Raw genomic sequence first — 26,843 nt, forward strand, 5'->3', positions numbered from 1 at the left:
GAGTTTGGGAGAAGTTTAGTAACTTCCGAAAAAATAAGCAATATGAATGACTTAGCTGAAATACTTAAACTGGCATCTGGCAGTTTTGTGCAACGCAACGCCTGAAAATGCACATCCGCCAAATTTTGCAAAATAACGCCAACTCACCGAGATCCGTCAGTTCAAGAAGTGCGCCCATTCCTGCAGGGGCGCGCGCTCGGTGACGAGTCGGTTTTCCACCGCGTCAGGGTCCGCGTAACCCAGCGCCATACCGCAGACCACCATCCGCGCTTCCGGCAGGTGCAGCTGCTCGGCAATGATCCGATGGAACGTCGCGAATGCCGCCTGCGGGCACGTATCGAGCCCGCGTGCCCGCGCCGCCACCATGACGCTTTGCAGGAACATGCCGTAGTCCAGCCAACTGCCCAGCTCGAGATGCCGGTCGATCGTGAAGATCATGCCGACCGGCGCGTCGAAGAACCGGAAGTTGCGCGCATGTTGCCCATGCATGCGGTCCTTGTCCGCGCGACCGATGCCCAGCAACCCGTACAAGTCCCAACCCACCTTGCGGCGCCGCGCCTGATAAGGCTCGGTCCACTCGCGCGGATAGTAGGCGTACTCCTCCTGATGCATCAGACGTTGCGCCGGGTCGTTGAAGGCGTCGAGCAGTCGCGACGTCAGACGGTGCAGTGCGTCGCCGGTCAGCACATAGGTCTGCCACGGCTGGATGTTGCTGCCTGACGGCGCGCGCGAAGCCACCGAAAGAATCTCTGCGACGGTGTCTTGCGGCACCGGCGTTGGCAGGTAAGCGCGAATCGAGCGACGGCTGCGGATTGCCTCGTCCACATATTCCACGCGCAGGTCGGGGTTGCCGTTGACAGCGGCCAGATGCGGACTTTCCCCGGGGCTCGCGGCTTCGACCGGATTCTGCTCCTCGGACAACGGCTGCGCGGCGTGCGCGCTCGGATGCGAATGCTTCATGGGATCTCGCTTACGACAAAGATGGAACGGCGCCTGGCGCCGCGTCAGGACGCGGGTGCGGCCGGCACCGTGCGCCGCTCGATCACGAGCGCCACGCCAAGCGCGGCGACCACCATGCCGGCCGCGCTCAATGGGGACAAGGTTTCACCGAACAACAGCCAGGCCATGACGGCCGTCGTCGGCGGCGTCAGATACATGAGACTGGAGACCTTGGTGGCCGCGCCATGCCGGATCAGCAGAAACAGCAACGAGATTGCGCCGATCGACAGCGCCAGAACCGACCATGCGAGCGCACCGATCATTTCGGCATTCCAGCGCACTTGCATGGTCTCCAGGGCCCAAGCCGCCGGCAACGTCACGGCGAACGCCGCGCCGAACTGCACCAGCGTGCCGACACGCAAATCGAAATGCGCGCAGAAGCGCTTCTGATAGAGCGTGCCCGAGGTGATCGCGAATAGACTGAGCGCGCACAGCGCGACGCCCGTGGCGTCTACGCCGCGCACGCCGACCTTGTTGGCAACGACCAACCCCACCCCCGCGAAGCCGCACAGCAACCCAAGCCATTGACGACGCGACACCGGCTCTCCGACCACGCGCGCGAAGAGCGCCGTCAGCAATGGCTGGATGCCGACGATGAGCGCCGCCAGCCCCGCCGGCACCCCTTGTTTGATGGCCGCCCACACACCGCCGAGATAAACCGCCTGGATAAGAATGCCGGATACGGCAAGATGCGCATAGAGCGGCCAGTCGGCCCGCGTCCGCGGGGTCGCGGCGCCCGGTCCCGGCGCGGCCGGCCCCATTTGTCGCGCCTGTCGCACCTGTCGCACCTGTCGCACCTGTTGCGTCTGCCGTGTCGGCCACGGTGTGCCGGTGAGCAGCGCCACCGGCAGCATGACGAGCAGCGTGCCGCCGAAGCGCAGCGCGAGAAACGTCAGCGGTTCGGCGTTCGGCATGCCGTACTTCGCCACGATGAACCCTGTGCTCCAGATGAGCACGAACCACCAGGGCATGGTGGCGCTCCACGTGGCCATGCCGCCCGCGCCGCGCGAAGCGCTCGCCGACGTCGTCGGACGGTCGCTCATACGAATACGTCCCCCTGTTGGGTGGAATGGGCCGGTCGGGCGGGACCCGACATGGTCGACGGCGGCGGCGAACTCGTCGGCTGCGCCGACGGCGGGCGATGGAACCGGCGGCCGGACCGATGGAACTGGCTGGCCAGCCGAACCGTTGCAAAGTGCGCCGCGACCGTTTGCTCGATGTCGCGTCCATACCCGCCCGCCATGGCGATGGCAACCGGCACCCCCCGCTCGGCGCAGGCGGTAAGCACGCTGCGGTCGCGTGCGAGCAAGCCGTCGTGGGTGAGCGCGAGGCGGCCGAGCCGATCGTTCTCCAACGGGTCTGCACCGGCGAGGTAGATGGCGAGCGTGGGCGTGAACTGCGCAAACAAGTCGGTAAGCGCGTGTCCGAGCGCGACCAGATAGTCGTCATCGCCGCATCCGTCGGGCAACGCCACGTCCAGATCGCTACGCGCCTTGCGGAACGGATAGTTGTGTTCGCCGTGCAACGACAACGTAAACACGCTCGGGTCATGCTCGAAGATGGCGGCCGTGCCGTTGCCCTGATGCACATCCAGGTCAATGATCGCGACCCGCGTGCCGGCGCCAAGGTCGGCCTGTACCGCGCGCGCGGCGACGGCCGCATCGTTGAACACGCAAAACCCTTCGCCCCGGTCGGCGTAAGCGTGATGCGTACCGCCCGCGAGATTGACGGCCACGCCCTGCGCGAGCGCAGCCCGGCAAGCGGCGAGCGTCGCGCCGGCGGAGCGCCGTGAGCGCTCAACCATCTGCGGCGACCACGGAAAACCGATCTCGCGCTGCTCTTTCGGATTCAACGCTCCCGTACTCACGCGCACAACGTAGTCGTGCGCATGGACGCGTCCGAGCATCCCGTCGTCCGCCGGCAGCGCTTCGGTCAACGCGACGTGCGGCAACTCGCCGGCCACGCGCTCTCGCAACCGGGCGTATTTCTGCATGGGAAACCGGTGCCCGGGCGGCAACGGCAGGACGAAGTGATCGCTGTAGAACGCTTGCATCGACGCGAGTGCCCGGCAAGTGCCGCGGGCAAGGGAAAGAGAGGGACCGGGGTCGGCATCGGCACCGAGCGGCGTGACGCGCAACGCGTGCAAGAAACAACGCCGCGCCGCCGTCGCATTTCCCATCCGACCGGTACCGGAACGGGACGATAGTACCATCGCCGCTCTCGCTTCGCCGGGCCCCCGAGCGGTGCAAAGCCGCACCAATCCTGGATTTCCACGAGGGTCACCACGTTCGCCGCGCCGCGACGGACGGCGCCCATGACGGGATCCCAAGCTTTTGATTTTTTAAGTTTTTATTGAATTTGTGCAACGCACAAAAACAACTTGACACCGCCAAAAATTTCTCTACACTTGCGATTGTGCGATGCACAAAAAGAGATCGCACCCCAATGAGAGGCCCCAACCGTGTTTTCACCGGCACAAGGTGAGAACCGACAAGCGAACACGGAGTGGGTCGATACGCTGTGTATGACACCATAGGAGAACGCCATGTCGTTTCTGACCCCCGAACAACTCGCCGCCGCGCACAAGGCCAACCTCGAAACCCTGTTTGGCCTGACCAACAAGGCATTCGAAGGCGTGGAAAAGCTCGTCGAGCTGAATCTGCAAGCCGTGAAGGCATCGCTGGCCGAGTCGGCCTCCACCGCCCAGAAGGCTTTTGCCGTGAAGGACGCTCAGGAACTGCTCGCGCTGCAGGCGAACCTGGTTCAACCGGCTGCCGAGAAGGCGCTCGCGTATGGCCGCCACCTGTATGAGATCGCTTCGTCGACGCAAGCCGAAGTGACCAAGGTGGCCGAAGCCAAGCTCGCCGAAAGCTCGCAGAACGTGCAGGCGCTGTTCGACAACCTGGCCAAGAACGCCCCGGCCGGTTCGGAATCCGCCGTCGCGCTCGCCAAGTCGGCCCTGTCGGCCGCCAACAGCGCTTTCGACAGCGTGCAAAAGGCCACCAAGCAAGCCGTGGAAATCGCCGAAACGAACTTCGCCGCGGCAACCAACGTCGCCTCGAAGGCTGCCGCACAGGCTTCGCGTGCCGCCAGCGCCAAGAAGTAATTCACCGCGTCCGACGTGAATTGACGAGGAACGCCTGAAATACCGTCGTTGCACCCCAGGCGGATGCAGCGACACCCAGTTGTCTCCTCGGTACCGCAGGTACCCTTTAAACCCGGCCCGAGCCGGGTTTTTCTTTGCCCGAGCCGCGAGAGCGGTCCACGCTCTGTCCGCCCCCTCCAGAATGGGACGGAAGCGGTACGGAAGTGGCACGGAGGCGCCACAGGAAAAGCCGCCATCCGGCACAAAAAAACCGCCATCCCGAAAAGGATGACGGTTTTCTTGTCTCGGCAGCGCCGCCGCCGGCTTGCGCCGCGGCGCGCATGCCGCCGGAGAGCGATTACTTCTTGCGCGCGGGCGGGACGTCGGTACAGACGCCTTCGTAGATTTCCGCGGCCATACCGACCGATTCGGCCAGCGTGGGGTGCGGGTGAATCGTCTTGCCGATATCGACCGCATCCGCGCCCATTTCGACGGCCAGGCACAGTTCGCCGATAAGGTCGCCCGCGTGCGTGCCGACGATAGCGCCGCCGAGGATGCGATGCGTCTGTTCGTCGAACAGCACCTTGGTGAAGCCCTCGTCACGACCATTGGCAATGGCGCGCCCCGACGCCGCCCACGGGAACACGGCCTTGCCGTACTTCACGCCTTCGGCCTTCAACTGGTCTTCGGTCTTGCCCGCCCAGGCCACTTCCGGATCGGTGTAGGCCACCGAAGGAATCTGGATGGCGTCGAAGTATGCCTTCTCGCCGTTTGCCGCTTCCGCCGCCACATGGGCTTCATGCACGGCCTTGTGCGCGAGCATCGGCTGACCGACGATGTCGCCGATCGCGAAGATGTTCGGTACATTCGTGCGCATCTGCTTGTCGACCGCGATGAAGCCGCGCTCGCTCACCGCCACGCCGGCCTTCTCCGCACCGATCTTCTTGCCGTTCGGGCTGCGGCCCACCGCGACGAGCACCAGATCGTAGCGCTGCGCTTCGGCCGGTGCGGCTTCGCCCTCGAAGCTCACGTAGATGCCGTCTGCCTTCGCTTGCGCGCCCACCGTCTTCGTCTTGAGCATGACGCGGCCGAAACGCTTGGCGTTCATCTTCTCCCAGACCTTGACGAGATCGCGGTCCGCACCCTGCATCAGGCCGTCGAGCATTTCCACGACGTCAATCTCCGCGCCGAGCGCACTGTAGACCGTTGCCATTTCCAGGCCGATGATGCCGCCGCCGATCACCAGCATCTTCTTCGGGATCTGGCGCAGTTCGAGCGCGCCGGTCGAGTCGACGATGCGCGGGTCTTCCGGCAGGAACGGCAGCTTCACGGCTTGCGAGCCGGCGGCAATGATCGCCTGCGCGAACTTCACCACGCGCTTGCTCCCGTCTTCGGCCACCACTTCGAGATGGTTCGGATCGAGGAACGCGCCCACGCCCCGCACCACTTCGACCTTGCGCATCTTCGCCATGCCGGCCAGCCCATTCGTCAGCTTGCCGACCACGCTTTCCTTGTAGGCGCGCAGCTTGTCGAGATCGATCTGCGGCTTCGCGAACGAAATGCCGTGATGGCCGAGCGCCTGGGCTTCCTCGAGGACGGCGGCGGTATGCAGCAGCGCCTTCGACGGGATGCAGCCGACGTTCAGACAGACGCCGCCGAGCGTTGCGTAACGCTCGACCAGCACCGTCTTGCGGCCGAGATCAGCGCTGCGAAACGCTGCGGAGTAGCCGCCGGGGCCCGCGCCGAGCACGACCACGTCGCACTCGATGTCCGCACCACCGCTGTGCGTGGCGGCGGCCGGGGCCGGGGCGCTCGGCGGAACGACGGGCGCGGCCGCGCTCGCCGCGGGGGCGGCAGCCGGTGCCGATGGGGCCGCCGCAGCAGGCGCGGCGGCCTTGGCAGCGCCAGCGTCGTCGGCTTCGACCAGCGCGATCACCGTGCCTTCGCTAGCCTTGTCGCCGACCTTGATCCTGACTTCCTTGACCGTGCCGGACACTTCGGACGGCACCTCCATGGAGGCCTTGTCCGATTCGAGCGTGATGAGTGACGCTTCCTTGGCGATCCTGTCGCCGGGTTTGATCATCACTTCGATGACGTCCACGCCCTCTGCGCCGATATCCGGCACCTTGACTTCAATGAGACTCATGCGGGGTCTCCCTGTCGCATTTATGACTTGATGGTGGTATCGATCGGAAACGCATGCACCTGAAACGGGCCGGCCGAACTCTTGTCGAACTCGGCGCCCGCCCTCACGCCCGCTTCGGCGATGGCGCGTGCGCTCAGATCCTGGTCGTAGAGGGCGTACATGGCGCCGAGCGCGAAGTTGCGCCCCGAGCCAATGCCCCAGAACCGATCGAAAACAAACACTTCCCGGTAGGAATACACGCCGTAGATGCCCGTCGGGTTCGCAATCACGGACGTGATCTGCGACGACTCATACGGATCGTCTTCCTCTTCCTTGGTATTGAGGAAATATTCTTCCTTGAGCTTCTGATGGACGCGGCAGAACGTGCGAAACACTTCGTCACGCGAATGCAGACGGCATTCGTCCGCCATTTCGGAAAGAATGGCCCGCATGACCGGAAAGTGCGCGGTCGTGCCCGCCAGGCCGACATAGGAATCGCCTACCAGGAAGACCTTGCGGTTCTCCTCGTAGGACTGCGACAGTCGCGTATCGCCGAACGTCACGAGTGAGTCGGCGGCAATGGCGATTTCGCCGGCTTTCTTGACGACTACCACGGTGGTCATGAGGCCCTCCCCGTCCAGATCCGAAGCTCGCGCGCGAGCGCCGCCGGCCTGCGCTTGCGCGCAACCGGCGACGTCCGCCATTTACAGCATTGCGCGACGGAAGTCCTGCAACAGTTGCCCCAGGTAGGCGTTAAAGCGCGCAGCCTCGGCGCCATCGATCACGCGGTGATCGTAGGACAGCGACAGCGGCAGCGTCAGTTGCGGCAGGAATTGCTGCTTGCGCTCATCCCACACAGGCTTCTGATACGAACGCGACAGGCCCAGGATGGCAACTTCCGGTGCATTGATGATCGGCGTGAAGGTGGTCCCCCCAATACCGCCGAGCGACGAGATCGAGAAACAGCCGCCCTGCATCTGGTCGGGCTTGAGCTTGCCTTCGCGGGCGAGCTTGGCCAGTTCCGACGTCTCGCGAGCGATCTCGAACACGCCCTTCTTGTCGGCATCACGAACCACCGGCACGACGAGACCGTTCGGTGTATCGGCCGCGAAGCCGATATGGAAGTACTGCTTGAAGACGAGGTTGTCGCCGTCCAGGCTGGCGTTGAACGTCGGGAACTTCTTGAGCGCCAGCACACAGGCCTTGATCACGAACGCGAGCATCGTCACCTTGATGCCGGCCTTTTCGTTTTCCTTGTTCAGTTGGACACGGAATGCTTCAAGCTCGGTAATGTCCGCTTCGTCATTGTTCGTGACGTGCGGGATCATCACCCAGTTGCGGTGCAGATTCGCGCCGGAGATTTTCTTGATGCGCGACAGAGCCTTCGCCTCGACCGGACCGAACTTCGCGAAGTCGACCTTCGGCCACGGCAGCAGATTCAGCTCACCGCCGCCGGCCGGTGCGGTGCCGCCGGCGGCCGCCGGGCGATGGCCCGCCAGGGCGCTCTTGACGAAGCTGCGCACGTCGTCGGCCGTCACGCGGCCCTTCGGGCCGGTGCCCTTGACCTGCGTCACGTCCACGCCCAGCTCGCGCGCGAACTTGCGAACGGACGGGCTGGCGTGACTGATCGGCTGGCCGCCTTGCGGCGCGGCCGGCGCGGGGACCGGTGCTGCCGCGGCGACGGGCGCGGGCGCCGGTGCAGCCGCGGGGGCCGGTGCGGTGCTCTGTGCTGCCGACACCGCAGGTGCCGGAGCGGCAGCCGCCGGCGCTGCCGCTGCCTTGCCAGGCGCAGCAGCGCCCTCGAGCACCAGGATCAGTGAACCTTCGGAAACCTTGTCGCCCACATTGACCTTCAGTTCCTTGACCACGCCTGCGGCGGGACTCGGCACGTCCATCGACGCCTTGTCCGACTCGAGCGTGATGAGCGACTGCTCCGCCGTCACGGTATCGCCGACCTTGACCAGCACGTCGATCACGGGTACGTCGTCGTAGCCGCCGATATCCGGCACCTTCACGTCGATCTTGCTCGTGTCGCCCGTGGCTGCCGGCGCCGCAGAAACAGCGGGCGCAGCAGCAGGGGCTGCGGCAGGCGCCTGTGCGGACGCCGCGGCTTGCGGGGCGGGGGCGGCAGCGGGTGCCGCCGCACCGTTGGCCTGCGCACTCGAGCCGTTGGCCGTTTCGAGCGTCAGGATGAGAGAACCCTCGGACACCTCGTCGCCCACCTTCAGGTTCATTGCCTTGATGGTGCCGGCGGCCGGGCTCGGCACGTCCATCGTGGCCTTGTCCGACTCCAGCGTGATCAGGGCCTGTTCGGCATCGATCTTGTCGCCTTCCTTGACCAGCACTTCGATGACGGGCAAATCCTTGAAGTCACCGATGTCCGGGACTTTCACTTCGATCACTTGACTCATTTTCCACAGTCTCCTCGAGGCTGCGCTTGGCGTGCGGCACGCGCCCGCCAGCCGCTGGGGGACGGCTGGCGGGCGTCCTCACCGCACGAAGCGGCCTTTAGACGGTCATCGGGTTGGGTTTGTTCGGATCCAGGTTGTACTTGGCAATTGCTTCGGCGACCTTGCTTGCCGGCAGCGTGCCTTCGTCGGCCAGCGCCTTGAGCGCCGCGACCGTCACCCAGTTGCGATCCACCTCGAAGAAATGACGCAGTTTCTCACGCGTATCCGAGCGGCCATAGCCGTCGGTGCCGAGCACCACGTAACGACCGCGCACGAACGGACGAATCTGGTCGGCGTAGGTACGGATGTAGTCAGTCGACGCGATCACCGGACCGCGGGTCTCGTTCAGGCACTTCTCGACGTGCGACAGACGCGGCGTCTCGGTCGGGTGCAGCAGGTTGTAGCGCGCCACGTCGTTGCCTTCGCGGGCCAGCTCGGTGAAGCTCGGGCAGCTCCACAGATCCGATTCGACGCCCCAGTCGTTCTTGAGCATTTCGGCAGCAGCGATGACTTCGTTGAAAATCGTGCCCGAGCCCAGCAACTGCACGCGCGGCGCCTTGCTGTTCTCGGTGCCGCGGCGGAACGAATACATCCCCTTGAGGATGTCCTGCTCCACGCCTTCCGGCATGGCCGGATGGGCGTAGTTCTCGTTCATCACCGTCAGGTAGTAGTAGACGTCTTCCTGTTCCTGCACCATGCGGCGCAAACCATCCTGAACGATCACGGCCAATTCGTAGGCGAACGTCGGATCGTAGGGCAGGCAGTTCGGAATCGACGAGGCCCACAGCAGCGAATGGCCGTCTTCGTGCTGGAGACCTTCGCCGTTGAGCGTCGTGCGACCGGCCGTGCCCCCGACCAGGAAGCCGCGGGCGCGCATGTCGCCAGCCGCCCACGCCAGATCGCCGATACGCTGGAAGCCGAACATCGAATAGAAGATGTAGAACGGGATCATCGTCTCGCCGTGCGTCGAGTACGACGTCGCGGCCGCAATCCAGTCGCACATGCCGCCGGCTTCGTTGATGCCTTCCTGCAGAATCTGGCCGTTCTCCGACTCCTTGTAGAACATCAGCTGGTCCTGATCCTGCGGGATGTAACGCTGCCCCACCTGGCTCCAGATACCGATCTGGCGGAACAGGCCTTCCATACCGAAGGTGCGCGACTCGTCCGGCACGATCGGCACGATGCGCTGCCCCAGCGTCTTGTCCTTGAGCAGCACGTTCAGAATCCGCACGAAGGCCATCGTCGTGGAAATCTCGCGCCCTTCCGCGGTTGCCTTGAGCAGCGCGTCGAACGCACCGAGCGCCGGCACGGGCAGCGAAGCGGCCTTGGTGCGACGCTGGGGCAGGTAGCCGCCGAGCTCCATGCGGCGAGCACGCATGTACTCCAGTTCCTTCGAGCCTTCCTCGAACTTCAGGTAGGGCACGTCGGCGATCTCGTCGTCCGAAATCGGCAGCTTGAACTGGTCGCGGAACTTCTTGAGCGACTCCACCGGCATCTTCTTCTGCTGGTGAGTGATGTTCATGGCCTGGCCGGCTTCGCCCATGCCATAGCCCTTGATGGTCTTGGCGAGGATGACGGTCGGCTGGCCCTTGTGCTGGGTCGCGGCGTGGTAGGCCGCGTAGATCTTGTGCGGATCGTGGCCGCCGCGGTTGAGCGCCCAGATGTCCTCGTCCGACCAGTCGGCCACCATGGCCTTGAGTTCGGGCGTGTTGAAGAAGTGCTCGCGAACGTAGGCGCCGTCCTTCGACTTGTACGTCTGATACTCGCCGTCCACGCACTCCATCATGCGCTTCATCAGCAGGCCCTTCTTGTCGCGGGCGAGCAGCGAATCCCAGCGGCTGCCCCAGATCACCTTGATCACGTTCCAGCCCGCGCCACGGAATTCGGACTCGAGCTCCTGGATGATCTTGCCGTTGCCGCGCACCGGACCGTCCAGACGCTGCAAATTACAGTTGATCACGAACACGAGATTGTCGAGCTGCTCACGGCCGGCCATGCCGATGGCGCCCAGCGATTCCGGCTCGTCCGTCTCGCCGTCGCCGAGGAACGCCCAGACCTTGCGGCCCTCGGTCTTCACGATGTTGCGCGACTCGAGGTACTTCATGAAGCGGGCCTGATAGATCGCCATGATCGGGCCCAACCCCATCGACACCGTCGGGAACTGCCAGAAGTCGGGCATCAGCCACGGGTGCGGATACGACGACAGACCACCGCCGTCCACTTCCTGGCGGAAGTTCTCGAGCTGCTTCATCTCCAGGCGGCCGAGCAGGAATGCGCGGCTGTACACGCCCGGCGACGAGTGACCCTGCACGAAGACGAGGTCGCCGCCGTGCTTTTCCGACGGCGCATGCCAGAAGTGATTGAAGCCGACGTCATACAGCGTGGCGGCCGAGGCGAACGATGCGATGTGACCGCCAACGTTCGTGTCCTTGCCGGCGCGCAGCACCATCGCAATCGCATTCCAGCGGGTGTACGAGCGGATCTTGTGCTCGATGTCCTGATCGCCCGGGATCCGGGCCTGCTGGTCGACGGGGATGGTGTTGATATACGGGGTGTTGGCCGAGAACGGGTGATGCTCGCCGTTGATGCGGGCAAATTCGATCAGCTTCTCGAGCAGGTAGTGGGCGCGCTCCGGGCCCTCCGCGGCCAGCACGCCTTCGAGCGAGGCCAGCCATTCTTGCGTTTCTTGGGGATCCGCATCCGCAGGGGACACGATCTTCAGGGCTTCTTCAGGTACGGCGGACATGGTGTCTCCTTGTCTGTCGTTAGCGGGTTGGCGTAACAAGTGATACCCGCTTCATGGACGGGCCCACCGGCATTTTTACCGGGGCATTGTACGAAGGATATTCCTGGCTTCGCAAGCGAAATTTCAGATTACGATAGCAAATTTCATGATGCGGAATTCTGCTGCGCTGCACATAAAATCAAAGAGTTGCCGACGCCATCAGACCACGGATTCCATGCGTACCGATCGGTATCGAGCGCGAATTGAGCGACCGTCTTACTAAAAAGATCGGACGCTTCCGAAAAGCAAGACGCCACGCGGCATGACAGCGGGAAACCGGCCGGCCTGAGCTACAATCTCGGCATGCTTTCGCCACGCCTTGCCAACTCCGCTCCGCCGTCCCGGTCCGCCGCTACACCTGCGCGCTCCAATCGCTGGTTGCAGGGGTTCGCGGAGTCGCACTACTACTTGCTGGTGCCGCTCGTCTCCATTGTGATCTTCCTCGTGGTGATGAGTTTGATCCTGTGGAGCCTGAATCGCCGCGAGACCGAGCAGCAGCAGGACACGCTCTACCGGAACGTGGCCTGGGCGCAGCAACAGATCCGCCTCAATATGCTGGCCATCCAGGACCAGATCAGTTCCCTGGCACGCGACACGGCGGCGAGGCCGCAGGACGTGGCGCACTTCCAGAATACGGCAAGCGAGCTGATGCAAAACCATGCAGACATCGTCTTCATGAACTGGCTCGACGCCTCGCAGCGGCCCCGCTGGGCCGTGCCCGCCGATTCGCCGTTCGCCTCGCGCCTGCAGGGCTCGGCGGCCCACCCGATGGAAGACGAGCTGCTCGTGGCGTTTCGCGCCGCGCGCGATTCACGGCGTTCGGCCTACTCCACGCTGATCTACGACGCCTCGGGCGCGAGCTACATCGTCGTGCAGGTGCCCGTGCTGCGCGAGCGCGAGTTTCTCGGCACGATCAGCGCCGTGTACTCCGTCGAGGGACTGCTGATCCACGAACTGCCGCAGGAGCTGGGCGACAAGTTCAAGGTGTCGTTCATCGACACGCACAACAACGAACTGGCCACGACATCCACGCGGCCGCCGCTGCCGCGAGACGTCTCTTACGAGTTGCTGCTCGATCCGCCGGGGCACAGTCTTGCCGTTCGCATCTACTCGTATCCGGCCGTCGGCAACTTCGTCAACAACACGCTGGTCTGGCTGATTGCCGGGCTGTCCTGTTTCGTGCTCTGGAGCCTTTGGAGCCTGTGGCGGCACACGCGCCAGCGATTCGAAGCGCAGCAGGCGCTGTTCAACGAGACGTCGTTCCGACGCGCGATGGAGAACTCCATCGTGATCGGCATGCGGGTTCTCGACCTCCAGGGCCACATCACCTACGTGAACCCGGCCTTCTGCCGGATGACGGGGTGGGACGAGCAGGACCTGATGAATCGCGCGCCGCCCTACCCGTACTGGCCCAAGGACGACATCCATGAAATGCAGCGTCGCATCGACATGACGCTGCGCGGCAAAGCGCCGTCTCACGGTTTCGAAATCCGGGTGCAGCGCAAGGACGGCACGATCTTCTACGCGCGCATGTTCGTCTCGCCGCTGGTCGACGCGCATGGGCGCCAGACCGGCTGGATGTCCTCGCTGACGGACATCAGCGAGCCCAAGCGCGCGCGAGAGGAACTCGCGGCGGCGCATGAGCGCTTCACGACGGTGCTCGAAAGTCTCGACGCGTCGGTGTCCGTGCTGGCCGTCGACAAGGCGGAACTGCTCTTTGCCAACCGCTACTACCGTCAATTGTTCGGCACGCGCCCCGAAGGCCATCTCGAGCTATCGGGCGGTGGCGAGCTGTCCCCCACGTCGCTCGATCATATCGATATGGTCGACGCGTTCGCGGGGCTGCCTGCGGCGTCGCTCACCGATACGTCGGCCGAGACGCAGGAAATCTATCTGCCGGCGCATCAGAAATGGTTCGAAGTCCGGCGCCAGTACATTCAATGGGTCGACGGTCACCTCGCGCAATTGCAGGTGGCCACGGACATCACGGCCCGCCGCCACGCGGAAGAACTGGCACGCCAGGAAGAGGAGCGCCTGCAGTTCACCGGACGTCTGACGACGATGGGCGAAATGGCGTCGTCGCTCGCCCACGAACTCAATCAGCCGCTCGCCGCCATCAACAATTACTGCATGGGAACGGCTGCGCTCGTTCGCGCGGGTCGCACGTCGCCCGAGACGCTGCTGCCGGCGTTGGAGAAGACCTCCCAGCAAGCGGTTCGCGCCGGCATGATCATCAAGCGCATCCGCGCGTTCGTAAAGCGCAGCGAACCGAAACGGCAGCCGTCGTCGATCTATGAGATCGTGGCCGACGCCGTGGGCCTAGCTGAACTCGAAGCCCGCAAGCGCCGGATTCGCATCGTGACGGAGTTGCCGGCAGGCTTGCCGCAGATTTACGTCGACCCGGTGTTGATCGAGCAAGTGCTCGTGAACCTGCTGAAAAATGCGGCCGAAGCCATGCACGGCTACACGCCCGCGCCAGGTCAGCGACGCGACCCGACGGTGCGTCTGCACGTGCAACGGCGCGACAAGGCCGTGGAATTCCAGGTTTCGGACCATGGCCCTGGCGTGGACGAAGCGACCATCGAACGACTGTTTGAACCTTTCTTTAGCACCAAATCGGACGGCATGGGCATGGGCCTGAACATCTGCCGCTCCATCATCGAATCGCACCACGGCCGTCTGTGGGTTGAAAACAATGAAGTCGACGGCGTGCGGAATGGTTGTACTTTTTGTATTCTGTTACCGTTAGAAAGCGATACGACATCCGGCCCCGGGGGAGGACTATGACGACACCCAACACCAATATCGATCAAGAAACCGTCTTTGTCGTCGATGACGACGAAGCCGCCCGCGACTCGCTACGCTGGTTGCTGGAAGCCAATGGCTACCATGTGCGCGTTTTTCCCAGCGCGGAGGAATTTCTTTCGCACTACAACGGACACCAGGTCGGATGCCTCATTCTCGACGTGCGCATGCCGGGCATGAGCGGACTGGAGCTCCAGGAACAACTGATCGCGCAGAAGATCAACATCCCCATCATCTTCGTGACGGGCCACGGTGACGTGCCAATGGCGGTCGACACGATGAAGAAGGGAGCCATGGACTTCATCGAGAAACCCTTCGAAGAAGCGGAATTGCGCGGCCAGGTCGAGCGTATGCTCTCGAAGGCCCGCCAGGACGCCAGCAGCCAGCGTGAACAACAAGCGGCCGAGGAATTGCTCTCGAAGCTGACGAGCCGCGAACATCAGGTGCTCGAGCGAATCATTGCCGGCCGGCTCAACAAACAGATTGCCGACGATCTCGGCATCAGCATCAAGACCGTCGAAGCCCACCGCGCCAACATCATGGAGAAGCTAAACGTCAACACTGTTGCCGATCTGCTCCGTCTGGCGCTCTCCAAACGCTCCAGTGGCTCGCCCCGCCCCTAATATTCGCCGACCAATATTCGCCGGCTAGTATCCGCCGAATATCCTGACGCCTCGATGCCCGAGGCCCGGAGGTCCGAACCCCGGCGCCTCCGGCATCGGCCCCGAGGCCGTCAACGCCTGATGCGGGTAGCGCCGATCGTCAGCCCCGCCGTGCGTTCGGGACCGGCCTTCCGGTCTCCTCCCGTCCGATTCGACGCCCCGTTATAATGTCGTTTTTGCGTCGTCGCGCGCCCGACCGACGCCGCCGTATCCGGCCCCTGCGGGCCAGCCCCCTTCCTTCATAGACATCCACGCAACATGACCGCCACCCTCATCGACGGCAACGCCCTCGCCAAACGCATTCGCGCCGAAGTTGCCACCCGCGCCGCCGCGCTCACGGCTCGCGGCCATCAGCCCGGCCTCGCCGTGGTGCTGGTTGGCGACGATCCCGCCAGCCAGGTCTACGTCCGCAACAAGGTCAAGGCCTGCGAAGACAACGGCCTGTATTCGTCGCTCGACCGCTACCCCGCCGACCTGACGGAAAGCGCGCTGCTCGCGCGCATCGATGAGCTCAATCGCGATCCGAAAATCAACGGCATTCTGGTGCAACTGCCCCTGCCCAAGCACATCGACAGCCACAAGGTGCTCGAAGCGATCGCGCCCGAGAAGGACGTGGACGGCTTCCACGTCTCGAACGCCGGCGCTCTCATGACTGGCGCACCGCTGTTCCGCCCGTGTACGCCTTACGGCTGCATGAAAATGCTCGAGTCCGTCGAATTCCCGCTGCGCGGCGCAGTCGCTGTCGTGATCGGGGCATCGAACATCGTCGGCAAACCAATGGCCATGATGCTGCTCCAGGCAGGCGCCACGGTCACGATCTGTAACAGCAAGACACGCGATCTGGCCGCTCACACGCGCAACGCCGACGTGATCGTTGCAGCGGTGGGCAAACGCAACATCGTGACGGCGGACATGGTCAAACCGGGAGCTGCCGTGATCGACGTCGGCATGAATCGCGACGACGAAGGCAAGCTATGCGGTGACGTCGACTTCAATGGCGTCAAGGAAGTGGCCGGCTACATCACGCCCGTGCCGGGCGGCGTGGGCCCGATGACGATCACCATGCTGCTCGTCAACACGATCGAAGCCGCCGAGCGAGCGCTCGCCGGCTAAGCGCCGCCAAACATCACTGAACATCACTGAACGCCCCTGTGTGCCCCTGGATGCCCCTGATGCCCCGGGGCATTTTCCTCGCGGGCAAAGACAGTGGCGTCACGACGCTTTGCCTGCGTCGGCGCGCCCCTTACAAGTTCCGATCACACAGGCGAAACGCCTGTCCCGAGACTCGGATTCTCCCGAAAAACCAGTCCGCGTCGCGTAACAGCGCGGCCGCAGCACTGGGCTCTCGCTCCGCCTCGCACGCCGCAAATCCCCAGCCGGCAAGGCTTCTCGCCTGACTTCCGGGCAGCGCAGTCAATCACCCCGGTTGAAAAAAACGACTGGAAAAATCCACAGCTTGCCCCCACACTCTTCGTAAGCCCTTTCAGTGGACAACGAACGCATGAATACGCCGCAAACCAATCCTCTGCTCGATACCGAAGGTCTTCCCCGCTTTGCCGACATCCGCCCCGAACACGTGACGCCCGCCGTGGACGTGCTGCTCGAGCGTGCGCGCGCAGCGGTCGATCGCGCGGCCGATCCCGCGACGCCGGCGACCTGGGCCAATATTCTGGACGCGGTCGAAGACGGCACCGAGGGTCTGGGCCGCGCCTGGGAAATCGTCGGTCACCTGAATGCCGTGGCCGACACGCCCGAATTGCGCGCGGCTTACAGCGAGAATCTGCCTCGCGTGACGGAGTTTTCGGCGAGCGTCGGCCAGAACCTGGCACTGTTCGAAAAGTACAAGGCCATCGCTGCCGGCCCCGAATTCGCGGGGCTCTCCCCCGCGCGCAAGAAGATCCTCGAAAACGAGATGCGCGGCTTCCGCCTGGGCGGCGCCGAACTGCCGGAGGATAAGAAACCGCGCTTCGCAGAGATTCAGGAAGAACAGGCGCGCCTGGCCAAGAACTTCTCCGACCATGTGCTAGACGCGACCAACAGGTTCTCGCTGGTGATCTCCGACGAAAAAGAAATCGCCGGCCTGCCCGAGGACGACAAAGCCGCCGCCCGCGCAGCGGCAGAACGCGATGGCGTGGAAGGCTGGAAATTCACGCTGCACTTCCCGTCGTATTTCCCGGTACTGCAGTACGCCGACAACCGCGCGTTGCGCGAGACGCTCTATCGCGCGAATGTGACACGCGCGTCCGAACTCGGGCCGGAGTTCGGCAACGGCGAAGCGGATTGGGACAACACCGACATCATCGTCGAGCAACTCGCACTGCGCCGCGAAGAGGCGCAGATGCTCGGATTCAAGAACTACGCCGAAGTCTCGCTCGAACCGAAGATGGCCGAGTCGCCGGCCCAGGTGCTCGAGTTCCTCGAAGATCTCGCGCGTCGCGCACGCCCCTACGCCGAAAAGGATTGGGCCGAGTTGCAGGCCTTCGCGGCGAAGTCGCTTGGCATCGACAAGCTGGAACCGTGGGACACCGCTTACGCATCGGAAAAACTGCGCCAGCAGCGCTATGCGTTCTCGGAGACCGAAGTCCGCCAATACTTCCCGCTGCCCAAGGTACTCGAGGGTCTGTTCCGCGTGGCCGGCACGCTGTTCGACGTGACGATCCGCCCGCAGGATGCCGAGACGTGGCATCCGGACGTGCGCTTCTATCGCATCGAACGCGATGGCGAACTGATCGCCCAGTTCTACATGGACCTCTTTGCCCGCGAAGGCAAGCGCGGCGGCGCCTGGATGGACAGCGCGCGCACGCGCAAACGCCTGCACGACGGCAAGCTGCAAACTCCGGTGGCCTATCTCGTCTGCAACTTCCCGGCCCCGGTGGGCGGCAAACCCGCGCTACTGCCGCACGACGACGTCATCACCCTGTTCCATGAGTTCGGCCATGGCCTGCACCACATGCTCACGCAAGTGGAAGACGCAGGGGTGGCAGGCATCAACGGCGTGGAATGGGACGCGGTCGAACTGCCGTCGCAGTTCATGGAGAACTTCTGCTGGGAATGGGATGTGCTCGAACACATGACGGCCCATGTCGACACCGGTGCGCCGCTGCCGCGCGCACTATTCGACAAGATGGTCGCCGCGCGCAACTTCCAGAGCGGGCTGATGATGCTGCGCCAGTTGGTGTTCTCCGACTTCGACATGCATCTGCACTACGATTTCGATCCGCGCGGCAAGGAGTCGGTGCTGGCGCTTTCGCGTCGCATCAATGACCGGCTGCACGTCACGCCGCAGGCCGAATTCTCGCGCTGGCCGAACACGTTCAGCCATATCTTTGCCGGGGGCTACGCCGCGGGGTATTACAGCTACAAGTGGGCCGAGGTACTGTCGGCGGACGTGTATGCGGCCTTCGAGGAAGCGGCCAAGGTGAGCGGCTCGGTGCTCGATACAGCGACCGGTGCGCGCTATCGAGATGAAATTCTCGCCGTCGGGGGAAGCCGTGAAGCGATGGAATCGTTCATCGCCTTCCGGGGCCGTGCACCGCAGGTGGACGCGCTACTGCGCCACAGCGGGATGTCGGCCAACTAACGGCGTCTCGGCGCCCTGAACTTCTGGCAACCGGGCGTCCCGGCTTTGAGGCTTTGAGGCTTTGAGGCTTTGGGGCTCTGGGGCTTTGCGGCTTTGCGGCTCTGGGCCGGGCGTTTGGCCTTTTCAGCGTTCGGGCACCCGGGCGTTTGGCGCTCGCGTGCACGAACGATGACGCAGCGAGTGGCGCTGGATAGTTCACCGATGTCTCGCCGGCATGCCGTTTCCTCACCGCCATAGGCGAAGGAGCGACGCGCCGTGGCGCTGAACCAGGCGGTCAGCGATCGTCGTCGCAGCCGTTGGGCCGCCACACGTAGGTGTTCGTTTCCCGATCAAGGCAGCGCGCGGCCTGAAAGCGGATCGTACAGCCGTTCTCATACGTCCGGGTGCATTCACCGTTCACGCAGCGCGTCTGCATGCGAACGACTTGCCCCGTTGGAATCCGGCACTGGACCTGCGCAGGCAGGCCTGCTGGCGTCGGGGGCAGACGCTTTCCGGGGCGCTGCCCCTCGTCGAACCACCGTTGGGCGCCGTCGGTCGTACACTGCCCGCCGCGCTGGCAGACGGCGAACGCATCCTGCAATGCCGCTTCCTGCGTCTCACCGAGCGCAATGCCGACCTCGCCATTGCTCGCGTGTACGACCGCCCAGTAGGCCGGACCATTGCCCGCCATCATCACTTCGCATCGCCCTCCCCGGCTGCCGGCACCGAGCCGGCTTCGGCAGCGCTCCAGCACGGCCAGCTTTGCCTTGGCCATCGACGTCTGGTTCGTCACATAGACGAGTCGAACGCCGCCCGCCGAGCGCACGCCGGCTACGGCGGAGGCGGCGTCGGCCGGTGCGCAGGTCAGCATCATCAGACCGGCACAGATCATCGGGAGCGGGCGCAAGCGTGTCATCGGATCGAGGCCGCGAGGGCAGCAGAAATGAGGACAGATCCGCATCAGACCATATCCGCGCGCCCGATCAAGCCCGGAGCAAAGGGTAACTTGCCCGCCTTATGTCCTGAAGTCCCCGGTTTTCCGGCGGAAGCGTCCACTCTGAGACCCGGCAAAGACGGCGCACCCGAAAGCGAAACAGGCGGTGCATCTTTCGATGTCACCGCCTGTTTGCCGAGGCATATCGGTCGTTCCGTGCCGCTCGACCTCACCGGCCGTCGCCACCTTGTCTCGGCTCAGGTCCCGCGTTTGATCCACGCCGCCAGATTATGCGGACGCAGCGTGTCGTACTCTTCGAACGGCTGATGAATCCACGGGTTCGTCGGCAGGAACTCCACCGCGTAATCCGGCGCCACCTTCGAGCAGGCCTTGTGCCACAGCACGGCCGAGCGCACGTCCGAAACCTTCGGGAAACGCTCCTTCAGGTGCTGGCCCACACGCTCGAGCGTCACACCCGAGTCGACCAGATCGTCCACCAACAGCACGCGGCCTTCCAACTCGCCGCGCGTGATGGTGATGTACTGGGCAATGTCGAGATCACCGCGAATGGTACCTTCGGCTTCCCGATACGAACTCGTCGCCAGAATGGCGAGCGGCACGTCGTAGATGCGAGCGAGCTGGTCGCCCACGCGCAAACCGCCACGGGCCAGACACAGGATCTTGTCGAACTTCCAGTTGGACTCGTAGACCTTGAGCGCCAGACGCTCGATCAGCCGATGGTAGTCTTCCCACGAGACCCAGAGGTTCTTATCGTCGTTTTGGGGCAGATTCATGGTGTGCCTTGCCAGTCCTACGGAAATTCAGTTCTTGAACGGATGACGCAGGAGAATCGTCTCCTCACGATCCGGACCGGTCGACACCATGTCGATCGGAATACCGCTCACCTCTTCAATACGTTTGAGGTAGTTCTGCGCCTGAACCGGCAATTGATCCCACGACTTCACGCCGAACGTGCTCTGCGACCAGCCCGGGAAATCTTCGTAGATCGGCTCGCAGCGCGCCACGTCCACGGCGCCGCGCGGCAGGATGTCGACCGACTTGCCGTCGATCTTGTAGCCCACGCACAGGCGCACGGTCTCGAGGCCGTCGAGCACGTCGAGTTTCGTCATGCACAGCCCCGTCACGCCGTTGATCTGGATCGAACGCTTGAGCGCTGCGGCATCCATCCAGCCCGTGCGGCGCGGACGCCCCGTCACCGAGCCGAATTCCTTGCCGACGGTTGCCAGTTGCAGGCCGATCGGCTCCTGACGCGCGGGATTGTCGGCGTCGTACAGCTCGCTCGGGAAGGGACCCGCGCCCACGCGCGTGCAATACGCCTTCGTGATGCCCAGCACGTAGTGCAGTTGTTGCGGCCCCACGCCCGCGCCCGCCGAGGCGGCGCCTGCCACGCAATTGCTGCTGGTCACGAACGGATACGTACCGTGATCGATGTCGAGCAGCGTGCCCTGCGCGCCTTCGAACAGCAGCTTCTGCCCTTCCCGGTTGGCGGCGTACAGCGCTTGCGACACGTCGGTGATCATCGGACGCAGACGATCGGCGTAGCTCAGCATCGTGTCCAGCGTCTTCTGGAAGTCCACGGCCTCGGCGCCCAGATACTGGGTGAGGACGAAGTTGTGATAGTCGAGGTTCTCACGCAGGCGCGCAGCGAACGCTTCCGGATCGAACAGGTCCTGCACGCGCAGTGCGCGACGGCCGACCTTGTCCTCATACGCCGGCCCGATGCCGCGACCGGTCGTGCCGATCTTGCCCGCGCCGCGACGCGCTTCGCGCGCCTGGTCGATGGCAACGTGATACGGAAGGATCAACGTACAGGCTTCGGAGATGCGCAGGCGGCCGCAGACGTTCAGACCGGCGCTTTCGAGTTCTTCGATTTCCTTGAACAGCGCCTCGGGCGAGAGCACCACGCCGTTGCCGATGTAGCAGGTGACGCCATCGTGCATGATGCCCGACGGGATCAGGCGCAGAATCGTCTTCTTGCCCCCGATGATGAGCGTATGCCCGGCATTGTGCCCCCCCTGGAAACGCACCACGCCTTGCGCGTGATCGGTCAGCCAATCGACGACCTTACCCTTGCCTTCGTCGCCCCATTGGGTTCCGATAACGACGACGTTGCGTCCCTGATTCAAAGCATTGCCGGACATAACAATAGTTGGTTTGGTTAAAAACGTATTCTACCCGTGTTGGCGTGCGCCAGTGCCGCTTTTTTCAGCGGGAGTCACCAGGGTGTCACCACCCACTGGCCATCTTTCTCGACGAGCACCCGATCTCCGGTGAACTCCTCGAAATCCTGATCGTGACCGGGCAGCATGCGGATGACGACCTCGCCCGCATCACGCAGGCTGTCGATCTTGGCGCGCAGGCCCGGCACATCGTCCGCCGGGGCAAGAATCGCGGTACTGCGGGCTTCCACCGGCGAAATCGCCGCCAATTCGCGCAAATCGAGCGAAAAACCGGTCGCCGGTCGGTCACGCCCGAACGCCTGCCCCACCTTGTCGTAACGCCCGCCGCGAGCGATCGCGTTGGGAATGCCGTCGACATACGCCGCGAACATCACCCCGCTGTGGTACTGGTAACCGCGCAAATCGGCCAGGTCGATCGACAGGACGGCCGGACCGTCCTTGCCCTGCGACGCGGCCAGGTAAGCCAGATCGTCAAGCGCCGCCGTCACGCCAGGCAAGTCCGGCAGCGCCTTGCGAGCCCGCTCGAGCGTCTCCGACGGCTCACCATACAACGTGGTCAAGGTCAGCAGCGCCTCGCGCAGGTGCACCGGCAGGTTCTGCGTCAGCGCTTCGAGTTGCGGCACGTCCTTGGTGGCGAGCGCGCCGAACAACTGGCTTTCGATGGCTTCGGCCGCCGGCACGCCCTCGATCAGCGCTTCGAGCACGCCCGCGTGGCACAAATCGATACGAATCTGCTTGAGCCCGGCCAGTTGCAGGCAAAACAGCAGCAATTCCTGGATTTCGAGATCCGCTTCCAGACCGCTGTGACCGAAGATTTCCGCCCCGATCTGAAACGGCTCGCGCGTGGCCAGCAGGTTGCGCGGCCGGGTAAAGAGCACGCTGCCCGCATAGCACAGACGCGTCACGCCCTTGCGATTGAGCAAGTGGGCGTCGATGCGGGCGATCTGGGGCGTGATGTCCGCGCGCAGCCCCATCGTGCGGCCGGAGAGCTGGTCGACCAGCTTGAACGTGCGCAGGTCGAGGTCATGCCCGGTGCCGGTGAGCAGCGACTCGACGTACTCGAGCATCGGCGGCATGACCAGTTCGTAGCCATAGGTGCGGAAACGGTCAAGCATGAGCCGGCGCAGATCTTCGATCTTGCGCGCCTCGGACGGCAGCACGTCGGCGATATTTTCGGGGAGTAGCCAGTTCGGCATGGGTATTTCGGTATTCAGGCGGCGCGAGCGAGCGCCTTTAGTGATCGGCCAGCAGCATGAGCATCAGCCCCAGCGCGACGGCGGCCAGGCCGAAGAAACGGATCTGGCCGGATGGCATTTCCGTTATTTTACGAAAACTTTGCCGCCACCGGTCCGGCGCGACAAACGGAAACATTCCCTCGACGATCAGCATGAGGGCCAAAGCGAGAATTATCGTGCTGCTGGTCACAGGGAGACTCGGCCAAAATGCCACCGCCCGCGATTGACGCGGGCGGTGGCTGCTACTCGGGTGTCAAAGGCGTTATTTTCCCGCTTTTCCGGTCGATGCGCCAGCGCCGCCCGATCCCCGCATGAAACGGAAGAAGTCGCTGTTCGGATCGGCGATGATCACGTCCTTTTTGTCGCGGAAGGTGGCCTTGTACGCTTCCAGGCTTTGATAGAACTGGGCGAACTGCGGATCGCGTCCGAAGGCCTGCGCATAGATGCTGGCCGCGGCGGCATCGCCCTCGCCCTTGACCTGTTGCGCCTTGGCGTATGCCTCGGCCACCACCACGTCACGCTGACGGTCGGCATCGGCGCGAATCTGTTCGGCCTCGGCAGCACCGGTCGAGCGCAGTTCGTTGGCCACGCGCTTGCGCTCGGCCGCCATCCGGCTATACACCGAATCGCTGATGCCCGCGGCCAGGTCCACGCGGCGCATGCGCACGTCGACGATCTGGATGCCGACCTGCGCCGCATCGTCGCCGACCTTCTGCTTGACCCACTGCATCACCTGCTCGCGCTGCGACGAGACCACTTCGGTCACCGTTCGCTTGGTGAAGGCTTCCTGCAGGGCCGAGCGAATCTGCTGCGTCAGGCGATCCTGCGCCAGGCGATTGTCGCCCTTGAAACTCACGTAGAACTTGCGCGGGTCGACGATGCGCCACTTCACGTAGGAGTCGACGATCAGGTTCTTCTTCTCGGCCGTGATGAAGCGCTCCGGCTCCGGGTTGTCGATGGTCATGATGCGCTTGTCCAGATACAGCACGGTCTGGAGCGGCGGCGGCAGCTTGAACTTGAGGCCGGGCTGGCTGTAGACGTCCTTGATCTCGCCGAGCGAAAACACCACGGCATAACGACGCTGATCCACCACGAACATGGTCGAGGCGAGCACGATCAACAGTACGATCAGCGCGACGATAACGGTTCCAATACGGTTCATGCGCTTATCCCCTTAGCGTGAATCGCGGTCGCGGTTGCGCAGTGCCGCGCGCGATCGATCATGGTCGACATCGTTGTTGTCATCAGCCGCCGGCGCACCGGCGGCCGGCCCCGTGCCCGCGCCGGAAGCGGGGGCCGGGCCCGACGCGTCCGTGCGCGAGCGCTCCATGATCTTGTCCAACGGCAGGTACAACAGGCTGTTGTTCTTCGAGTCCACCATGATCTTCGTGGTGCGCGAGTAGATTTGCTGCATCGTGTCGAGATACATGCGCTCGCGGATCACGCCCGGCGCCTTGGCGTAGGCTTCCTGCACCGACTTGAAGCGATCGGCGTCACCCTGCGCCTGCGACACGACGCGCGCCTTGTAGGCGGCCGCCTCTTCCGTCAGACGCGACGCCGTACCCTTGGCGCGAGGAATCACGTCGTTGGCATACGCCTGCGCCTCGTTCTTCGCGCGCTCCAGATCCTGCCCCGCCTTCACGGCGTCGTCGAACGCCGCCTGCACCTGCTCGGGCGGCTGCACGCTCTGCATCGTCACGCTGGTGACCAGAATGCCGGTCTTGTAGCTGTCGAGAATGCGCTGAATCGACGTGACCAGTTCGTTGGCGATTTCCTCGCGGCCGGCGTAGAGCACGAAGTCCATCTTGCTCTTGCCGACGATTTCGCGCACCGCCGTCTGCGCGGCCAGATTGACCGACGACTCGGCATCCACGTTGTTGAACAGGAACTCGGTCGCGTCCTTGATGCGGTATTGCACTGCAAAGCGCACGTCGATGATGTTCTCGTCGCCGGTGAGCATCGACGAGTCCTTCAGGTCGGTGTCGCGAATCGTGTTCGAGCGGCCGATTTCGACCGACCGGATCTGCGACATGTTGACGATTTCGACCGACTGGAAGGGATACGGCAGACGCCACTGGATGCCCGAGGTCGTCGTGTACTTGTACTTGCCGAATTGGGTGACGACCCCGACCTGGCCTTCCTGCACGATGAAAACGCCGGTCGCGAGCCAGATCAGAAACGCGAGCGCGATGACCACGCCTACGCCAATGCCCGAGCCGCGCGAACTGCCGGGAAGATTGCCCGAGCCGCCGTTGCCGCCCCCGCCGTTCTTGCGGCCGAAGATGCGGTTCAGCCGCCGGTTGAAATCGCGCCAGAGTTCATCGAGGTCAGGCGGGCCGTCCTGCTGCGGGCCCTGCGGCCCGCGCTGCGGCTCCTTCGGATCCTGCGAATTCGGGTTGTTCGCACGATCGGGGCGGTTCGGCTCCTGATTACCGGACGGCGTATCGCCGCCGCCGTCCCGCCCCCAGCGCGGGTCGTTCAGGGAGAAGATCAAGCCAACTCGTCGCATCAAAGCTCTTGGAAGCATAGGTAGAAGCGTGGTGACTGAAGCGGTCTTGGCGGTGCGACCGGCGCGCTGCTTCGGAGCGCGCATGCTGCCGGTTCGCGCGTGGTTCCCGAATCTGGTGTGCCGATCGGCGGCCTTGCCCGGCCTCCGTCTAGTCTCTTGCCAGTTCGTCACCCGCGTCGGGCCGTGCTGCCGGTATTCCCCGTGGCAGCCTGCCTCTCACGGTGCGACGTCTCGTGTTATCAGTCTTCTGCGCGCGGCTCGTCGTCCAAACGGTCGATGAGCCGGACATCGGGCGCTTCGTGCTGCGATTGTAACCCAGCAGTGCCGGCGACAACCGCCTCGCTGATGGCCTCGCGCAGCAGGTCCAGCCCTTGTCCCGTGCGTGCGCTCAGGAAGACTCGCGTGATACGCCCGGCTTCGTCCCGCTCGATTCTCGGCCCTTGAGCGGCCAGCTCCGGCACCGCGTCGATCTTGTTCCAGACGAGGATCTGCGGGATGTCCGCCGCATCGATCTCCGCCAGCACGGCGTTGACCTCGGCCATCTGCTCCTGGCGCACCTGACTCGAGGCGTCCACCACATGCAGCAGCATGTCGGCGTGCACCGTCTCTTCCAGGGTTGCCCGGAACGCCGCCACCAGTTGGTGCGGCAACTCGCGGATGAATCCGACAGTGTCGGACAGCACGATGTTCCCCGCCTCGCCCAGATAAACGCGACGCGAGGTCGTGTCGAGCGTGGCGAAGAGCTGGTCCGCCGCATAGGCGTTGGCCTTCGTCATCGCGTTGAACAACGTGGATTTGCCTGCGTTCGTATAGCCGACGAGCGAAATCGACATGGTGCCGCTGCGCTGACGCGCGCGGCGCTGCGTGTCGTGCTGACGGCGCAGCTTGGCCAGACGTGCCTGCAGCGACTTCACGCGCTCGCCCAGCAGACGCCGGTCCGTTTCGAGCTGCGTCTCGCCCGGCCCGCGCAGGCCGATACCGCCCTTCTGACGCTCCAGGTGGGTCCAGGCGCGCACCAGGCGCGTGGACAGGTACTGCAGTTGCGCCAGTTCGACCTGCAGCTTGCCTTCGTGGCTCTTCGCGCGCTGGGCGAAGATATCGAGGATCAGGCTCGTGCGGTCGACGACACGGCGCTGCAGCAGGTGTTCGAGATTGCGCTGCTGCCCGGGCGTCAGGGCGTGATTGAAGATGACCAGCTCGACGTCGTACTCGGCGATGGCCTCGCGCAGCTCCTCGGCCTTGCCGCTGCCGATGAACAGCTTCGCGTCCGGGCTGTGTCGGCGACCGGTAATGGTCACGACAGGCTCGGCGCCTGCGGATTGCGTCAAAAGATCGAGTTCTTGCAGACTGGCGTCGAAGTCGAGTTTGCCGAAATCGATGCCGACGAGCGCGGCGTTGGTGGTCAAGCTACGCTGGGGATGGGTATTGGGACTGTTGGACAAGAGCGGGCGATGGGGAAGAGAAATTCGCCCGGCCGGAGGAAACTCCCGGTCG

At 64.0% G+C, this 26,843-nt stretch carries 20 protein-coding genes; 5 read left to right on the plus strand and 15 right to left on the minus strand.

The genetic code is table 11. The annotated features are described in order from the left end of the window. Nucleotides 1–156: 156 nt before the first annotated feature. The 3 genes from PNO31109_RS18535 to PNO31109_RS18545 are packed head-to-tail and all read right to left on the minus strand — an operon-like array spanning nt 157 to nt 3,052. Nucleotides 157–960: a nitroreductase gene (locus PNO31109_RS18535; RefSeq protein WP_150556928.1), complete on the minus strand. Its 804-nt coding sequence runs from the start codon at nt 958–960 to the stop codon at nt 157–159. A gap of 44 nt (nt 961–1,004) precedes the next feature. Next, nucleotides 1,005–2,042 (minus strand): DMT family transporter, encoded by a 1,038-nt coding sequence (locus PNO31109_RS18540; RefSeq protein WP_174966461.1) that lies wholly within the window; start codon nt 2,040–2,042, stop codon nt 1,005–1,007. Continuing rightward, nucleotides 2,039–3,052 (minus strand): histone deacetylase family protein, encoded by a 1,014-nt coding sequence (locus tag PNO31109_RS18545; protein WP_150556929.1) that lies wholly within the window; start codon nt 3,050–3,052, stop codon nt 2,039–2,041. Before PNO31109_RS18545 ends, PNO31109_RS18540 begins: the two co-directional genes overlap by 4 nt. A 492-nt stretch (nt 3,053–3,544) precedes the next feature. Here PNO31109_RS18545 and PNO31109_RS18550 point away from each other — a divergent pair, with 492 nt between their 5' ends. After that, complete coding sequence (locus PNO31109_RS18550; RefSeq protein WP_150556930.1) at nt 3,545–4,105, plus strand: phasin family protein; 561 nt, start codon at nt 3,545–3,547, stop codon at nt 4,103–4,105. Between the two features lie 337 nt (nt 4,106–4,442). On the opposite strand, the gene lpdA is transcribed toward PNO31109_RS18550, so the two are convergent. The 4 genes from lpdA to aceE all read right to left on the minus strand — a co-directional run bounded on the left by lpdA (nt 4,443) and on the right by aceE (nt 11,405). Continuing rightward, complete coding sequence (lpdA, locus tag PNO31109_RS18555) at nt 4,443–6,230, minus strand: dihydrolipoyl dehydrogenase (protein ID WP_150556931.1); 1,788 nt, start codon at nt 6,228–6,230, stop codon at nt 4,443–4,445. Between the two features lie 20 nt (nt 6,231–6,250). After that, nucleotides 6,251–6,832, minus strand: a complete 582-nt coding sequence (locus PNO31109_RS18560; protein ID WP_150556932.1) for an Ntn hydrolase family protein — start codon at nt 6,830–6,832, stop codon at nt 6,251–6,253. A gap of 81 nt (nt 6,833–6,913) precedes the next feature. Continuing rightward, complete coding sequence (aceF, locus tag PNO31109_RS18565) at nt 6,914–8,620, minus strand: dihydrolipoyllysine-residue acetyltransferase (RefSeq protein ID WP_150556933.1); 1,707 nt, start codon at nt 8,618–8,620, stop codon at nt 6,914–6,916. A 97-nt stretch (nt 8,621–8,717) separates the two neighbouring features. After that, complete coding sequence (aceE, locus tag PNO31109_RS18570; protein WP_150556934.1) at nt 8,718–11,405, minus strand: pyruvate dehydrogenase (acetyl-transferring), homodimeric type; 2,688 nt, start codon at nt 11,403–11,405, stop codon at nt 8,718–8,720. A gap of 342 nt (nt 11,406–11,747) precedes the next feature. Here aceE and PNO31109_RS18575 point away from each other — a divergent pair, with 342 nt between their 5' ends. The 4 genes from PNO31109_RS18575 (at nt 11,748) to PNO31109_RS18590 (ending at nt 18,491) form a co-directional block, all read left to right on the plus strand. Further along, nucleotides 11,748–14,231 carry a PAS domain S-box protein gene (locus PNO31109_RS18575; protein WP_244958205.1) on the plus strand — a complete coding sequence of 828 codons (2,484 nt, stop codon included), beginning with the start codon at nt 11,748–11,750 and terminating at the stop codon, nt 14,229–14,231. Beyond that, nucleotides 14,228–14,872 (plus strand): response regulator transcription factor, encoded by a 645-nt coding sequence (locus tag PNO31109_RS18580; protein WP_039410467.1) that lies wholly within the window; start codon nt 14,228–14,230, stop codon nt 14,870–14,872. The genes PNO31109_RS18575 and PNO31109_RS18580 overlap by 4 nt, the downstream gene beginning before the upstream one ends. 297 nt (nt 14,873–15,169) lie before the next feature. After that, a complete protein-coding gene (gene folD / locus PNO31109_RS18585; protein ID WP_150556935.1) occupies nt 15,170–16,024 on the plus strand; it encodes a bifunctional methylenetetrahydrofolate dehydrogenase/methenyltetrahydrofolate cyclohydrolase FolD in 855 nt (284 codons plus the stop codon). 388 nt (nt 16,025–16,412) lie between these two features. Continuing rightward, on the plus strand, nt 16,413–18,491 hold the full coding sequence (locus PNO31109_RS18590) for a M3 family metallopeptidase (protein ID WP_150556936.1): 2,079 nt from the start codon (nt 16,413–16,415) through the stop codon (nt 18,489–18,491). A 274-nt stretch (nt 18,492–18,765) separates the two neighbouring features. Here the strand turns inward: PNO31109_RS18590 and PNO31109_RS18595 are convergent, their stop codons facing one another. The 8 genes from PNO31109_RS18595 to hflX form a co-directional block, all read right to left on the minus strand. Next, nucleotides 18,766–19,386, minus strand: a complete 621-nt coding sequence (locus PNO31109_RS18595; protein WP_174966462.1) for a DUF4189 domain-containing protein — start codon at nt 19,384–19,386, stop codon at nt 18,766–18,768. A gap of 275 nt (nt 19,387–19,661) precedes the next feature. Beyond that, entirely contained in the window at nt 19,662–20,198 is a 537-nt protein-coding gene (locus PNO31109_RS18600) for a phosphoribosyltransferase (RefSeq protein ID WP_150556938.1), read from the minus strand. A 27-nt stretch (nt 20,199–20,225) separates the two neighbouring features. Continuing rightward, nucleotides 20,226–21,566: an adenylosuccinate synthase gene (locus tag PNO31109_RS18605; RefSeq protein ID WP_150556939.1), complete on the minus strand. Its 1,341-nt coding sequence runs from the start codon at nt 21,564–21,566 to the stop codon at nt 20,226–20,228. 74 nt (nt 21,567–21,640) lie between these two features. Continuing rightward, nucleotides 21,641–22,801: an ATP phosphoribosyltransferase regulatory subunit gene (locus PNO31109_RS18610; RefSeq protein ID WP_150556940.1), complete on the minus strand. Its 1,161-nt coding sequence runs from the start codon at nt 22,799–22,801 to the stop codon at nt 21,641–21,643. Nucleotides 22,802–22,838: 37 nt separating this feature from the next. After that, nucleotides 22,839–23,030, minus strand: coding sequence for a DUF2065 domain-containing protein (locus PNO31109_RS18615; protein WP_174966463.1), 192 nt, complete (start codon nt 23,028–23,030; stop codon nt 22,839–22,841). A gap of 72 nt (nt 23,031–23,102) precedes the next feature. After that, nucleotides 23,103–24,002, minus strand: coding sequence for a protease modulator HflC (hflC, locus tag PNO31109_RS18620; RefSeq protein WP_150556941.1), 900 nt, complete (start codon nt 24,000–24,002; stop codon nt 23,103–23,105). Nucleotides 24,003–24,014: 12 nt separating this feature from the next. Next, nucleotides 24,015–25,367, minus strand: a complete 1,353-nt coding sequence (gene hflK / locus PNO31109_RS18625; RefSeq protein WP_150556942.1) for an FtsH protease activity modulator HflK — start codon at nt 25,365–25,367, stop codon at nt 24,015–24,017. A 221-nt stretch (nt 25,368–25,588) separates the two neighbouring features. Next, nucleotides 25,589–26,755, minus strand: coding sequence for a GTPase HflX (gene hflX / locus PNO31109_RS18630; RefSeq protein WP_150556943.1), 1,167 nt, complete (start codon nt 26,753–26,755; stop codon nt 25,589–25,591). Nucleotides 26,756–26,843 lie beyond the last annotated feature (88 nt).

The sequence above is a fragment of the Pandoraea nosoerga genome, assembly GCF_902459585.1.
GTDB lineage: Bacteria > Pseudomonadota > Gammaproteobacteria > Burkholderiales > Burkholderiaceae > Pandoraea > Pandoraea nosoerga.

Bases quoted from the DNA above. Each gene is read 5' to 3' on its own strand.
- PNO31109_RS18535 (WP_150556928.1), bottom strand. From the start codon at position 960: ATGAAGCATTCGCATCCGAGCGCGCACGCCGCGCAGCCGTTGTCCGAG.
- PNO31109_RS18540 (WP_174966461.1), bottom strand. From the start codon at position 2,042: ATGAGCGACCGTCCGACGACGTCGGCGAGCGCTTCGCGCGGCGCGGGC.
- PNO31109_RS18545 (WP_150556929.1), bottom strand. From the start codon at position 3,052: ATGCAAGCGTTCTACAGCGATCACTTCGTCCTGCCGTTGCCGCCCGGG.
- PNO31109_RS18550 (WP_150556930.1), top strand. From the start codon at position 3,545: ATGTCGTTTCTGACCCCCGAACAACTCGCCGCCGCGCACAAGGCCAAC.
- lpdA (WP_150556931.1), bottom strand. From the start codon at position 6,230: ATGAGTCTCATTGAAGTCAAGGTGCCGGATATCGGCGCAGAGGGCGTG.
- PNO31109_RS18560 (WP_150556932.1), bottom strand. From the start codon at position 6,832: ATGACCACCGTGGTAGTCGTCAAGAAAGCCGGCGAAATCGCCATTGCC.
- aceF (WP_150556933.1), bottom strand. From the start codon at position 8,620: ATGAGTCAAGTGATCGAAGTGAAAGTCCCGGACATCGGTGACTTCAAG.
- aceE (WP_150556934.1), bottom strand. From the start codon at position 11,405: ATGTCCGCCGTACCTGAAGAAGCCCTGAAGATCGTGTCCCCTGCGGAT.
- PNO31109_RS18575 (WP_244958205.1), top strand. From the start codon at position 11,748: ATGCTTTCGCCACGCCTTGCCAACTCCGCTCCGCCGTCCCGGTCCGCC.
- PNO31109_RS18580 (WP_039410467.1), top strand. From the start codon at position 14,228: ATGACGACACCCAACACCAATATCGATCAAGAAACCGTCTTTGTCGTC.
- folD (WP_150556935.1), top strand. From the start codon at position 15,170: ATGACCGCCACCCTCATCGACGGCAACGCCCTCGCCAAACGCATTCGC.
- PNO31109_RS18590 (WP_150556936.1), top strand. From the start codon at position 16,413: ATGAATACGCCGCAAACCAATCCTCTGCTCGATACCGAAGGTCTTCCC.
- PNO31109_RS18595 (WP_174966462.1), bottom strand. From the start codon at position 19,386: ATGACACGCTTGCGCCCGCTCCCGATGATCTGTGCCGGTCTGATGATG.
- PNO31109_RS18600 (WP_150556938.1), bottom strand. From the start codon at position 20,198: ATGAATCTGCCCCAAAACGACGATAAGAACCTCTGGGTCTCGTGGGAA.
- PNO31109_RS18605 (WP_150556939.1), bottom strand. From the start codon at position 21,566: ATGTCCGGCAATGCTTTGAATCAGGGACGCAACGTCGTCGTTATCGGA.
- PNO31109_RS18610 (WP_150556940.1), bottom strand. From the start codon at position 22,801: ATGCCGAACTGGCTACTCCCCGAAAATATCGCCGACGTGCTGCCGTCC.
- hflC (WP_150556941.1), bottom strand. From the start codon at position 24,002: ATGAACCGTATTGGAACCGTTATCGTCGCGCTGATCGTACTGTTGATC.
- hflK (WP_150556942.1), bottom strand. From the start codon at position 25,367: ATGCTTCCAAGAGCTTTGATGCGACGAGTTGGCTTGATCTTCTCCCTG.